The organism is Mesorhizobium sp. IMUNJ 23232 (assembly GCF_044326205.1).
Lineage (GTDB): Bacteria > Pseudomonadota > Alphaproteobacteria > Rhizobiales > Rhizobiaceae > Kumtagia.
Window position 1 is genome coordinate 1 of sequence record NZ_JBIRCY010000078.1, and the last position, 13005, is coordinate 13005.

Sequence of the window (13005 nt, forward strand, 5' to 3'; positions counted from 1 at the left end):
GTCCACGAGCCGGCGGCCGGCGACCGGCCGGCGCGGCGGCGGCGCGACGGAGGCGGCAAGCAGGGTGCGCGTATAGGGATGCTGCGGCGAGGCATAGAGCGTCGCGGCGTCCGCCAGCTCGACGATCCGCCCCCTGTCCATGACGGCGATGCGGTCGCAGACATGCCGCACCACGGCGAGATCGTGCGAGATGAAGAGGTAGGTCAAACCGAGCTGCTTCTGCAACGAGCGCATCAGGTTGAGGATCTGCGCCTGGATCGAGACGTCGAGCGCCGAGACGGGCTCGTCGTAGATGATCAGCGCTGGATTGAGGGCTAGTGCCCGGGCGATGCCGATGCGCTGGCGCTGGCCGCCGGAGAATTCGGACGGGAAGCGGTTGTAGTGCTCGGGGTTGAGGCCGACGAGCTCCATCAGCCGCTGCACCTCGGCCTTGCGCGATTTGCCGGGGTCGAGACCGTGGATGCGGAATGGGTCGCCGATGATGGCGCCGACGCGGCGGCGCGGATTGAGCGCGCCATAGGGGTTCTGGAAGACGAGCTGGACCTGCTTGCGCAACGCCTGCCACTGGCGGGCGTCGAGGCTCGACAGGTCCTGACCCAGCACGCTGACGCGGCCCGCCGACATCGCAATCAGCCCGGCGATGACGCGGGCAAGCGTCGATTTTCCGCAGCCGCTTTCGCCGACCAGACCGAGCGTCTCGCCACGGCGCAGTTCGAGGTCGATGCCCTTGAGCACCTCGATGCCCTGGCCGCGCCAGAGCGGCCCGTGGCCGCCATAGGTTAGCCGCACGCCTTCGGCCTTGACGACGATATCGCCCGAGCCGCGCGCGGCGGAGGCAACAGCGGGCGCGGTGACGGCCGGCGCCGGGGGCGTGGTATCCAGCCAGCAGAGGGAAGCCAGGCCGTCGCTGTAGAGGCGCAGCGGCGGCGGCTCGGCGCAGGCCGGCATGGCGCTCGCGCATCGCGGCGCGAAGACGCAGCCCTTCGGCGTGTCGAGCAGGCTAGGCGGCCGGCCGGGGATGGGGACGAGTTCGGCGCCCGCCTCGTAGTTGGCGGGCGAGGAGGCGAGCAGCCCGGCGGTGTAGGGGTGGCTCGGCGCGGCGAAGAGCGGCGCGCTCGGGCCGAGCTCCATGCGCCGGCCGGCATACATCACCATCACATGGTCGGCGATGCTGGAGAGCAAGCCGAGGTGGTGGGTGATCATCACCACGGTGGTGCCGAGCTCGCGCCGCATCTCGTCGAGCAGCGCCACGATCTGCGCCTGCACGGTGACGTCGAGCGCGGTGGTCGGCTCGTCGGCGATGATCAGCGGCGGGTTGAGGATGAGGGCCATGGCGATCATGACGCGCTGGCGCATGCCGCCCGAGAACTGGTGGGGATAGTGGTCGAAGCGCCGGTCCGGCGCCGCGATGCCGACGCGGGCCAGCATGTCGACGGCGCGCAGGCGGGCCGCACCCTTTTCCACCTTCTGGTGGGTGTGGATCATCTCGGTGATCTGGCTGCCCACCGTGTAGTAGGGGTGGAGGCTCGACATCGGATCCTGGAAGATCATGCCGATGCGCGAGCCGCGGACAGCCTGCAAGGCGGACTGGGGCAGGGCGAGCAGATCCTTGCCTTCGAACAGCACCTGGCCGGAGGTGCGGGCGGTGGGCAGCAGGCCGAGGATGGCCTGCGTGAGCACGCTCTTGCCGGAGCCGGATTCGCCGGCGATGCCGAAGAACCAGCCTGCTTCAAGAGTGAACGAGACGTCGCGAACGGCGTGAACCGTGCCGTCTTCGGTGGGAATGTCGACGCTGAGATGCCGCGCTTCCAGGACTGCCAAGCCGCGTACTCCGCCTGTTGCCGGCAATCCCGCGCGCCGGAGCGCGCGGGGCTGTTGGTTTCGGGAGACTAGCGCTGCAGCCAGACGTTGGTCCAGTCGCCCTGGACGCCGATGGAGTAGGGCTGGAAGTTCTGCACCGCCTCGCCGTGGTAGAGCACGATGAGGTTGGCGATCAGCGGGATCACCGGCGCGTCGGCCATCACGAGTTCGTCGACCTGGCCCCAGAGCTTTCCGACTTCCTCGGGCGTCGTGGCGTTGATGGCGTCCTGCGCCAGCGCCGTCGCCTTTTCATTGTTGTAGTCGGTGTAGTTGTAGGTCTGGTGCGTGCCGTCGAAGGTGAACTGCGGCTGGAACACCGAGCGCGCCGAGCCGCCCGCCCAGTCGGGCGTCCAGCCCACCGGGGAGATGTCCCACACGCCGTCCTTGGTGTTGACCGGGTTGGTCATGAACTTCGAATAATAGTCCGCCGGGGCCACCGGGGTCAGTTCCAGCGTGATGCCGGCCTTGGCCATCGAGGCCTGGATGGTCTGCGCCACGGCGGGCTCGTTGCCCTTGTTGCGGAACGGCATCTTGAGCGTGATGCCATTGGGGAATCCGGCTTCGGCAAGCAGCGCCTTAGCCTTTTCCGGATCGCCCTTCGCGTCCGGGGAGGGATAGAGGTTGAACTCGTGATAGCCGAGCACGCCGAGGCCGAAGATGCCGTTGACCGGCTTGGCGATGGTCGGCCCGCCCATCTGCTGGACGACGGCGGCCTTGTCGACGGCGTAGTTCAGCGCCTGGCGGACCTTGAGGTCCTTGAGCGCGCCATTGTTGTTGGCCGATACGGTGTTGATGAAGATGAAGTTGGTGTTGCCCGACGACACCGTCATCAGCTTCTCGTCGCCGGCCGCCGCCAGCGTCTGCAGGATGGCGGGCGGTATGGTGACGTCATAGGTCATGTCGCCGTCGCCGGACTGCAACTGCTGCATGATCGAGTCGACAGGAAGGCCGAAGGTGATCTGGATTTCGTCGACATAGGCCTTGCGCAGCGGATCGCTGTCCGCCTTCCAGGCCGGGTTGCGGACGAGCTGCAGCGAACTGTCGGGCGTGTAGGTTCCCGGCGTGTAGGGACCGCTGGCGATGAAGGCGGCACGGTATTCCGGACTGTCCGGCATGAAGTCGAGGACTTCCACCGGAGCCGGCGAGGCGGTGGCGAGAGAAAGCATGTAGATGAAGTCGCCGGCGCGCTGTTTGAGGTTTATGACGACGGTCGAGGGGTCGGGCGTCTCGATGCCGCTGATATTATTATCGTTGATGTAGGCCTTCATGGCGGCGACGGTAGGCTCAACCTTGGAGAAGCCGTCGCAAAATTCGTTCATGCCGGCGACGAGGCCGGTGTAGTAGGTCAGCGCCGCCGAGCCGAGCGCGGGGTTGCACATGCGCTCGAAACCGCGCGCGACGTCTTCCGACGTGATCTGGCGCGGGCCGGACGGAGCGTTCCACATGGCGCCGTCGCGGATCTTGAAGGTGTAGGTCAGGCCGTCATTGGTCGGCTGCGGCACCTCGGTCGCGAGGTCGCCCTCGGGCGTGATGCGCACGACTTCGTCGGTCGAGGCGGCGTAGGATATCAACTGCCGGTTGACCGCCCGCAGGAAATTGTTGGTGGTCACCAGCGCCGCCGAGATCGGGTCGAAATGGTCGAGATCTTCGGTGCCGAGAATGCGCAGCGTGCCGCCCTTCTGGGCGTCCTGCGCCAGCGCCGGCAGCGCCGACGCGCTGGCGAGCAGGCCGGCGAGCGCCAGCCGCGAGAGCAATATCCTACCTGCCATGAACCCCTCCTCCTTGTTGCGACCGGCCGGACGCAAGGCCGCCTTCCGCGCCGGGATCGGAGAATAGTCGACAGTCCGTCGGCAGAGTCAAGAGACGTTGTCGACAACTTGCCGACAGCATGATTCCGTCCTATGAAATGCTGACTGCCGCGAGGCTGAAGCCGGGCCTCGGAACCGGCCAAGCCTCGTGGAAAATGTCTTCTGAGCTTCATCATCGGCGCCTCCCATGACCAGCAACACCGTGCTTCCAGCCCTCCGGCGCCACATCGCGACGCTTGGCCTCGATGGGGTCGTCATCCCGCGCTTCGACGCGCATCAGGGCGAAAACGTCGCGCCTCATGACGAGCGGCTGCGCTACGTCACCGGCTTTTCCGGATCGGCCGGCATCGCGCTGGTGCTTGCCGACCGCGCCGTCATATTCGTCGACGGGCGCTATCAGGTGCAGGTGCGCAAGGAGATCGATCTCGAACAGATCACGGTCTCGCACTTCTACGACTTTCCGATCGAGCGCTGGATCGAAACGCAGCTTGGCAGCGGCATGCGCATCGGCCTCAACACGATGCTGGCGCCCGCCAGCCTCCATGACAAGCTGGACAAGGCGATGTCGGCTGCCGGCGGCGAACTGGTGGCGCTCGACGCCGATCCGGTGGACGCGGTCTGGACCGACCAGCCGCCGCCGCCGCTGGGGCGGATCTCGCCGTTCCCTCTGACCTTCGCCGGCGAGACATCGCACGCCAAGCGCGAGCAGATCGCGCAGAAACTTGCCGGCCTCGGCGCCGACCTGATGGTCGAGGCGCAGCCGGACAACATCGCCTGGCTGCTCAACGTGCGCGGCAGCGACATCGCCAACATGCCGATGCCGCATTCATTCCTGCTGCTCGACCGCGATGGCGGCGTGGAATGGTTCGTGGACGGGCGAAAACTTCCTAACAGCCGTGACGATTTCGAACTCGACGGCGTGGCGGTCCGCAGTCCGGAGACCTTGCTGGAGGCGCTGGCGCGACGCGCCGAGGGTCGTTCGGTGCTGGTCGATCCGCAATTCGCGCCGGCGGCCGCCGGATTGGCCGTGAACGCCGCCAATGGCCGGGTCGTGGCCGCGATGAGCCCGATCACGGTCGCCAAGGCGGTCAAGAACGGCGTTGAACTGCAGGGATTCCGCGATGCGCATGTCACGGACGGCATTGCGTGGACCGAGTTCATGACGTGGCTGCATGACACCGTGCCGGGTCGGGAGGTGGCCGGCGACCCGTTGACCGAACTCGAGGCGGAGGCCAGAATTCTCGAATTCCGCCAGCGGGGCGACAATTTTGCCGAGGCGAGTTTTCGCACGATCTCGGCATCCGCCGCCAACGCGGCGATGTGCCATTATGCGTCGAGCGAGGCGACCAACGCGCCGATTACGTCGCGGGGGCCTTACCTGATCGACTCGGGCGGCCAATATTTCACCGGCACGACCGACGCCACGCGCACGACCGCCTTCGCTCCGGTGGGCGAGGACATCCGCAATGCCTACACTGCCGTGCTCAAAGGGTTCATCGCGCTGATGACGGCGCAGTTCCCCGAAGGCACGACAGGGCATCAGCTCGATGCGCTGGCCCGGCGCCCGCTATGGGACCTGGGGCTGGATTTCGATCATGGCACCGGGCACGGGGTCGGGCACTATCTGGCCGTGCACGAGCACCCGCAGCGGTTCGCCAAGGTGCACAATCCCCATGCGCTCGCGACCGGGGTGATCATGACGGTCGAGCCCGGCTACTATCGCGAGAACGAGTTCGGCCTCCGCATCGAGAACCAGGTCGAGACCGTCGCCGGGCCGCCGGGCTTCCTCCGCTTCGAGACGCTGACGCTGGCGCCGATCGACCTCGGACTGGCCGACTGCTCGTCGCTGACCGCGAAGGAGAAGGCCTTTTTGAACGATTATCACCGCCGCGTTCGCGAGGCGCTTTCGGGCAGGCTTTCCGCATCGGCGGAGGCGAGGCTGCAGGCGTGGACGGCGCCGATAGCGCCCTGATGCCGCAACCGGTGGCCTTTCCCGGAAAGACCGTTGCGACGCCGCCGTCTTTTGTCTCCGCCGGCACTTCGTCCGGGCGCGCCGCCGGCCGCGTCCGCCCCAAATAGGCTAAGGGTCCAGTTCATGCCCCATCCGACCGATCCGCCGCGCATCGAACGCTACGTGCCTGTCGACCACGCCAAGGTCGATTTCGCCGGCGGCTTCTGGGAGAGCTGGACAGAGACGGTACGCAAGGTCACCGTGCCTTCCCAGCATCGGCGGCTCGACGAGGAAGGGTTTCTCGAAGTCCTCGATTTCCACCTGCCGCCCGCGCCGCTGGTGCGCCCGATCCAGCCAAGCGGGTTGTCGATGCAGCATTTCTTCGACAGCGATTTCGGCAAGTGGATCGAGGCCGCCAGCTACACGCTGAAGAGCCATCCTGACCCGGCGCTCGAAGCGAAGATCGACGCGATCGTCGAAAAGCTCGCTTCCGGCCAGATGCGGGACGGCTATCTCAATTCGTGGTTCATCCGGCGCGAGCCCGAGAAGCGCTGGACGAACCTGCGCGACCTCCACGAAATGTACTCGATGGGGCACCTGCTCGAAGGCGCCGTCGCCCATTTCGAGGCCACCGGCAAACGGCGCTTCCTCGAAATGATGATCCGCGCGGTCGACCACATCATCGACACGTTCGGGCCGGAACCGGGGAAGCTGCGCGGCTACGATGCGCATGAGGAAATCGAGATCGCGCTGGTGAAGCTCTACCGTGTCACCGGGGATGAGCGGCATCTCGGACTTGCGCGTTTCTTCGTCGACGAGCGCGGCCGGCAGCCGTCCTACTACGACGACGAGGCGCGGCGGCGCGGCAAGGACCCCAAGGACTACATTTTCGAGGACTATTCCTACAGCCAGGCCCACATGCCGGTGCGCGAGCAAACCAGGGTGGTCGGCCATGCGGTGCGCGCCATGTACCTGTTCTCGGCGATGGCCGACGTCGCCGCCGAGACCGGCGACCGGACGCTGCTTTCCGCTTGCGACCGGCTGTTCGACAACCTCACCGGCCGGCAGCTCTACGTCACCGGCGGGCTCGGCCCGACCCAGGCTAACGAGGGCTTTACGCGCGAATACGACCTGCCCAACGCCACCGCCTATGCCGAGACCTGCGCCGCCGTGGCGCTGGCCTTCTGGGGCCACCGCATGGCGCAGATCGACCTCGACGGCCGGTTCACCGACCACGTCGAACTGGCGCTGTTCAACGGCGCGCTGTCCGGCATTTCCCGCGACGGCGAGCACTATTTTTATGAGAACGTGCTGGAGAGCCACGGAGGCAACCGGCGCTGGAAATGGCACTACTGCCCGTGCTGCCCGACCAACATCGCGCGGCTGATCGCCTCGCTTGGCAGCTATTTCTACACCACCAGGGCGAACGAACTCGCCGTCCACCTCTACGGCGCCAACACCACCGAAGCGGTATTGGGCGACACGGTGGTGAAACTCGCCCAGGAGACGAACTATCCGTGGGGCGGCGATGTACGCCTCAGCCTTTCGCCGGCGGCGCCCAAGCGGTTTGCGCTGCGGCTGCGTATTCCCGGCTGGTGCCGCACGGCCAGCCTCAGCATGAACGGCGAAACCGTTCCGCTTGAGGTCGGCAAGGGTTATGCGACCGTCATCCGCGAATGGCGGGCAGGCGACGAGGTGTGCATTTCCTTCGACATGCCGGTCGAGCGTCTCTACGCCAACCCAGAGGTCGGAGAGGATGCGGGGCGGGTGGCGCTGAAGCGCGGACCGGTCGTCTATTGCGTCGAAGAAACCGACACCGGCTTCGCTCCGCAGAAGCTGCGGCTGCCGGCCGACGCGCCGCTGGCCGCGACGTTCGAGCCTGAATTGCTGGGGGGCGCGGCGACACTAGCCGGCGAGGCAAAAAAAGCTGTCGAGGCCGGCTGGTCGGCCGCGCTGTATCGCACCGCGCCGCCGGATCTGGAGCCTGTGGCCTTCAAGGCAATTCCATATCATCTTTGGGCCAATCGGGCTCCGGGCGGCATGCTGGTCTGGCTTGTCGAGGCATGAGGTAGCGGGGGAATGGCGCGGTGGCGGCAAAGGGCAGGGCGGTAAAGAGCGTCAAAAGGCGGGTGGCGGCTTCGGGCGATGCCGCCGACGCGCCGGCGCGCGTGCGCGGCCTTGGCGCCCAAAGGGTCTATAACAAGCTCAGGCAATCGATTCTCGACCTGACGCTGGAGCCCGGCAGCCCGCTTGATGAAGTCGGCCTTTCCGAACAGTTCGGCATGTCGCGCTCGCCGATCCGCGAGGCCCTGGTGCGGCTGTCCGCCGAAGGGCTGGTGACGACGCTGCCCAACCGCAACACGATCGTGTCCGCGATCGACTTCGTTCACCTGCCGGTCTATTTCGAAGCGTTGACCTTGATGTACCGCGTCACGACCCGGAGCGCGGCGGTGCACCGGCGGGCCGGCGACCTGGCGACGATCCGCAAGCTGCAATCGGCCTATGCCGAAGCCGTCGAGAATCGCGACGCCCTGGCGATGATCCAATCCAACCGCGATTTCCACGTCGCCATCGCCGTCGCCGCCGGCAACAGCTACTTCACCAATCTGTTCAGCCGGCTGCTCGACGAGGGCCGCCGCATCCTGCGGCTTTACTACCAGTCGTTCGACGACGACCTGCCGCGGCAGTATGTCGACGAGCACGAGGGCATGGTGGCAGCGATCGAGGCGGGCGATGCCGAATTGGCCGACAAATTGAGTGCCGAGCACGCCGCCCAGATCGTGCGGCAGATTCAGAGCTACATCGTGCGGAATGGCGCCTCGCCCATTCGCCTCTCAGAGTAGGCAGGCGTGAGCCCGGCGCCGGCGAACCCCTCATTGGCATAACCTTGCGCCGTGTCGATATGCACATAGCCCTTCCGCAGCGTCGCCGAGACGATCTCGGAGCACGGCTCGCCCCTGAGTTCCCAGGTGCCAAGACCGATCTTCGGGATGACAGCCCCTGCCGCGTGCACGGCTAGGCGTTCGGATAGTTCTTCCGCCACTGGCGTCCACCTTGCCGGCTTTCCGGGACGCCCGCTCCCGACCGCAGAGCGCGGCCGGGAACGGTCGCTGACATCACTTCGCGATGCAGGTCTCGACGGTTTCCTGGGTGCACTCGTCGAGCCCGGTATAGATGATCGGCTCGACGGGCTTGCCGTCGATCAGATCGATCATGACCGAGGGCGCGCGATAGCCCATCTCGAACGGCCGCTGGCCGACCTGGGAATGGCTGCGCGCCGCTTTCAGCGCTTCCATCTGAGGCGGCAGCGTATCGCCGGCCACGATCACCAGCGTCTTCGCCTTCAGCTTGTCCATCACCTGGTCGGTGACCTGGACATAGGCCTGCGGTGCGAATTGCGCCCAGCCGCCGATCAGCATGAAGGCGGTCAGGTCGGGATTGGCGGTGAAGGTGTCGGCCATCTGCTGGTTGGCAAGGTCCGACTGGTCGTTGGTGAAGACCGGGCAGCCGGCGACTTCCGTCCAGCCGCCCTGGCCGGTCAACCGCTCGATGCCCTTCTCACCCGACAGCGTGTCGCGCGTTCCGGCGGCACGCTGGTTGATGTTGTCGGCGGCGACGTTGCCGAGTTGCAGGCATACAGTGCCGCCCTCGGGCTTCAGCGCCTTCAGGTGCTCCGCGAACTTCACGCCCATCAGGTAGTTATCCGTGCCGAGATAGGTCTTGCGCAGGGCCGCGTCCTCCTTGCTGAGGTCGGCGTCGATGGTCATCACCGGGATTTTCGGCGCCTTCTCCTTGAGCAGCTTGGCCATCAGCGGCGCATTGGAGGGCGAGATCGCGATCGCCTTGACGTCGGGACGGTTGAGCAGATCCTCGACGAGCTGCACCTCGCCGGCCTCGTCGGCGCTGGAAGCCGGGCCGGTGTAGAGGCACTTGTAGCCGCTGGCGGCGTTCTCGCCGTTCCACTTCTCGCAGCCCAGATGGATCTGCTCGAAGAACGGGTTGTCGAGACCCTTGACCACGATGGCCAGTGTCTTGTCCTCGGCAAAGGCGCCGCCGGCGAGCCCGATCCAGGCCGCGCCTGCCAATAGAATCGTATTCAGTCTGTTCATCGCCGTTCCCTCTCTTTTTTCCTTTTTCCCGGACGCCGCTCGGCGCCCGTCGGCGGTTTCTTCCGCCCGGAAAAACTCTACGCGTAGCCCGAACCCATCGTCAAGATATCGACTTTGAAATTACTAGATATCGCTAATTACTTTGATAAATATGGCCGGTCAGCCTATTGACTGCCGGGCGCTTTTTGCCGCGTAATGCCGTGGCGCTAGACTGGGAGTAGGGGCGGGATGACTGCGCTGCGGCTGGAGAACGTTTCGAAGCATTTCGGGGCGATTCATGCGCTCAACGACGTCTCCATGTCGTTGTCGGCAGGCGAGGTTGTCGGCCTGATGGGAGACAACGGCGCAGGCAAGTCGACGCTGGTGAAGATCATCGCAGGCAACTATCCGCCGTCGAACGGCAGTATCTTCATCAAGGAGCGCCAGACGACCTTCCACAGGCCCATCGAGGCCCGCCGGCACGGCATAGAGATCGTCTACCAGGACCTTGCGCTGTGCGACAATCTGAGCGCGGCGGTGAACGTTTTTCTCGGGCGTGAACTCACCCGCGGCATCGGCCCCCTGAAAATCCTTGACTATGCGGCGATGAACGCCGCCGCCGCCCGCCTGTTCAAGGATCTGCGTTCCGAAACGCGGCCGCGGGACCTGGTTCGCCAGATGTCGGGCGGCCAGCGGCAGGCTGTCGCCATCGCCCGCACGCGGCTCAGCAATCCGGATATCGTGCTCATGGACGAGCCGACGGCCGCGATCTCGGTGCGCCAGGTGGCGGAGGTGCTCAATCTCATCCGCGAGCTGCGACGGCACGGCATCGCCGTGGTTTTGATCAGCCATCGCATGCCCGACGTTTTCGCGGTGGCCGACCGCATCATCGTCCTGAGGCGCGGCAACAAGGTCGCCGACAAACCGACCGCAAGCACATCGCCGGAAGAAATCACCGGCCTGATCACCGGCGCGATCGAACGCGCCTGAACACGGGAGGCAACAGAGCGACCACATGGCGGCGAGCGGCATCGAAGGCGCAATAGAACAACAGACCCACACCCGGCTGGGCAGGATGTTGGGCCAGCAGGCGTTCTGGGTGTTCATCGCGGCTGTGCTCGCCTGCCTGGCTCTCACCGCGCTCACGGACACTTTCGCGACCCCGCAGAACCTCTTCAACGTCACGCGCAATTTCGCCTTTGTCGGCATCATGGCGCTCGGCATGACGGTGGTCATCATCTCCGGCGGCATCGACCTGTCGGTAGGCTCGGTGCTCTGCCTGTCGGCGATGGTGCTGGCGATCACCATGAACGCCGGCCATCCGCTTTGGCTCGGCTGCGCCGCGGCACTTGCCGCGTCGCTCGTCGTCGGGACCATCAACGGCGTCCTGATCGCCTATGTCAGGATACCGTCCTTCGTCGTGACGCTCGGCATGCTTTCGGTCGGGCGGGGAACGGCGATGGTGCTTTCCCAGAACAAGATGATCTTCCAGTTCGGACCCGACGAAAAACTGCTGTTCTGGCTGGGCGGCGGCTCGACATTCGGTATCGCCAACCCGGTGATCGTGCTGGCGCTGCTGGCTGTTGTCACGGCGCTGATGCTCAAATGGACCCGCTGGGGCTGCCACGTCTTCGCGATCGGCAGCAATGAGAAGGCGGCGGTGCTCACCGGCATCGGCGTCCGCCGCCTGAAGGTCAGCGTGTTCATATTCTCCTCGCTCATGGCAGGCATCGCCGGCATATTGGAGGCCGGCTGGCTGGGCGGCGTCACCACCAATCTGGGTCAGTCGATGGAACTCGGCGTCATCGCCGCCACGGTCATCGGCGGCGCCAATCTGATGGGCGGCGCCGGCACGGTGTTCGGCTCGGTCGTCGGCGCGGCGCTTATCGAGGTGATCCGCAACAGCCTGATCCTTCTCGGCATCAGCACCTTCTGGCAGGGCATTTTCGTCGGCAGCTTCATCGTGATCGCCGTGGCGTTCGACCGGATTCGGGCCAACCGCGATACGGACGGCTGAGGAGACGCAGCGTCATCAACGACCGGTGCACGCCCGGACCTTCGGCTACACGGCCGTGATCCTCGCGGTCCGATTCACGGAAGGGAACCGCGCAACCGACTGCCGTTCGACGAGTTCGCATTCGATCTTGACGATGCGATAGGTTTCCTCGCGGCTGTGTCCGGGCGCCAGCGCGCGTTCGGCGGCCCATATGCCCATCTGGTGGCGCGGAAACTTCAGCGTCGTCAGCTTTGGGTTGAGCTGGCTCGCGATCTCGTCGTCGTCGAACCCGACGACCGACACGTCGTCGGGGATGCTCAGCCGCATTTCCTTGAGCGCCTCGTAGCAGCCGATCGCCATGCGGTCGTTGCTGCAGAATATCGCCGTCGGCGGCCGCGCCATCCGCATCAGCGAAAGCGTCGCCTCATAGCCTGAGCCAAGCTGCCAGTTGCCTTCCCTGACCAGTTCGGGGTCGAACGGGATGTCCGCCGTGGCAAGGGCCTCGCGATAGCCGCGATTGCGGTCCTTCGACACATCCATCCAGGCCTCCCCGGTGATGTGGCCGATGCGACGGTGGCCGGCGGCGATCAGGACGTCCGTCGCCCTGTTGCCGCCGGCGACATCCCCCGGCACGACCGACGGAAACGCCCGGTCCTTGGAGTAGCAGTTGAGCAGGACGACGGGCACTTCGGTCTTGTAGAGTTGTTCGGGAACCTCCACCACCCTCGTGCGCACCGTCGTGTAGACGATTGCGGTGGGGCTGCCGCGCAGGATGGCGGCCAGCGTCCGCTCCTCCATCTGCGGGTCGGCGTGGCAATTGTAGGCGCTGACGATGTCGCCGGTTTCCCAGGTGAATTCCCTGACGCCGTCGACGGCGATGACGGCCTCCGGGCAGACCGTAAGGTCGTCGAACACCACCGCGATCCGCCGCAGCGGCCCGACGCGCGGCGTGGGCGACCGTTCGATGCTGTAGCCGAGGGTGGCGGCAGCCTTGAGGATACGTTCGCGCGTATCCTTCGATATCTTGATCTTGGAATCGGGGCTGAGCACGACCGACACGGTCGACTGGGAACATTGGGCGAGGTTGGCGACATCCGACATGGTGACGCGCCGATCCTTGATGCCAGTTGGTTTATGCATCCGCTATGCCGCTCCGCCTCGATAACCGCTGGATATCATACGCAAATGAGTGGACTGAACGCAATTTCGCAACCGAGAGCAACACGCCTCCTATATCAGTCCGGCCTCGGCATGCGCCGCCTGAGCCTGGCTTTGTCGGCGGCGCCGGTCAGCATCACCGCC

Annotated in this window: 10 protein-coding genes; 5 read left to right on the plus strand and 5 right to left on the minus strand. The window is 65.7% G+C overall.

Going from position 1 to position 13005, the window contains the following annotated elements; genetic code table 11:
- Together ACH196_RS33465 and ACH196_RS33470 are read right to left on the minus strand one after the other, a co-directional pair.
- On the minus strand, window positions 1–1821 hold a 1821-nt coding region (locus ACH196_RS33465), incomplete at its 3' end, for a dipeptide ABC transporter ATP-binding protein (protein WP_396651173.1).
- Window positions 1822–1889: 68 nt separating this feature from the next.
- On the minus strand, window positions 1890–3629 hold the full coding sequence (locus tag ACH196_RS33470) for an ABC transporter substrate-binding protein (protein WP_396651174.1): 1740 nt from the start codon (window positions 3627–3629) through the stop codon (window positions 1890–1892).
- 226 nt (window positions 3630–3855) lie between these two features.
- Between ACH196_RS33470 and ACH196_RS33475 the strand changes: the two genes are divergently transcribed.
- From ACH196_RS33475 to ACH196_RS33485, 3 genes are all read left to right on the plus strand, one after another.
- The gene (locus tag ACH196_RS33475) at window positions 3856–5640 is read left to right on the plus strand and encodes a M24 family metallopeptidase (RefSeq protein WP_396651175.1); all 1785 of its coding nucleotides are present in this window, start codon (window positions 3856–3858) and stop codon (window positions 5638–5640) included.
- 123 nt (window positions 5641–5763) lie between these two features.
- Entirely contained in the window at window positions 5764–7686 is a 1923-nt protein-coding gene (locus tag ACH196_RS33480; RefSeq protein ID WP_396651176.1) for a glycoside hydrolase family 127 protein, read from the plus strand.
- Window positions 7687–7748: 62 nt separating this feature from the next.
- The gene (locus tag ACH196_RS33485; protein WP_396651195.1) at window positions 7749–8462 is read left to right on the plus strand and encodes a GntR family transcriptional regulator; all 714 of its coding nucleotides are present in this window, start codon (window positions 7749–7751) and stop codon (window positions 8460–8462) included.
- Here the strand turns inward: ACH196_RS33485 and ACH196_RS33490 are convergent.
- The gene (locus ACH196_RS33490; protein ID WP_396651177.1) at window positions 8417–8662 is read right to left on the minus strand and encodes a hypothetical protein; all 246 of its coding nucleotides are present in this window, start codon (window positions 8660–8662) and stop codon (window positions 8417–8419) included. The genes ACH196_RS33485 and ACH196_RS33490 overlap by 46 nt on opposite strands.
- Before the next feature lie 73 nt (window positions 8663–8735).
- On the minus strand, window positions 8736–9728 hold the full coding sequence (locus tag ACH196_RS33495; RefSeq protein WP_396651178.1) for a substrate-binding domain-containing protein: 993 nt from the start codon (window positions 9726–9728) through the stop codon (window positions 8736–8738).
- 228 nt (window positions 9729–9956) lie between these two features.
- Between ACH196_RS33495 and ACH196_RS33500 the strand changes: the two genes are divergently transcribed.
- Window positions 9957–10697 (plus strand): ATP-binding cassette domain-containing protein, encoded by a 741-nt coding sequence (locus ACH196_RS33500; RefSeq protein ID WP_396651179.1) that lies wholly within the window; start codon window positions 9957–9959, stop codon window positions 10695–10697.
- 25 nt (window positions 10698–10722) lie between these two features.
- Complete coding sequence (locus ACH196_RS33505; RefSeq protein ID WP_396651180.1) at window positions 10723–11724, plus strand: ABC transporter permease; 1002 nt, start codon at window positions 10723–10725, stop codon at window positions 11722–11724.
- A 45-nt stretch (window positions 11725–11769) separates the two neighbouring features.
- On the opposite strand, the gene ACH196_RS33510 is transcribed toward ACH196_RS33505, so the two are convergent.
- Complete coding sequence (locus ACH196_RS33510) at window positions 11770–12843, minus strand: LacI family DNA-binding transcriptional regulator (RefSeq protein ID WP_396651181.1); 1074 nt, start codon at window positions 12841–12843, stop codon at window positions 11770–11772.
- Between the last annotated feature and the right edge of the window lie 162 nt (window positions 12844–13005).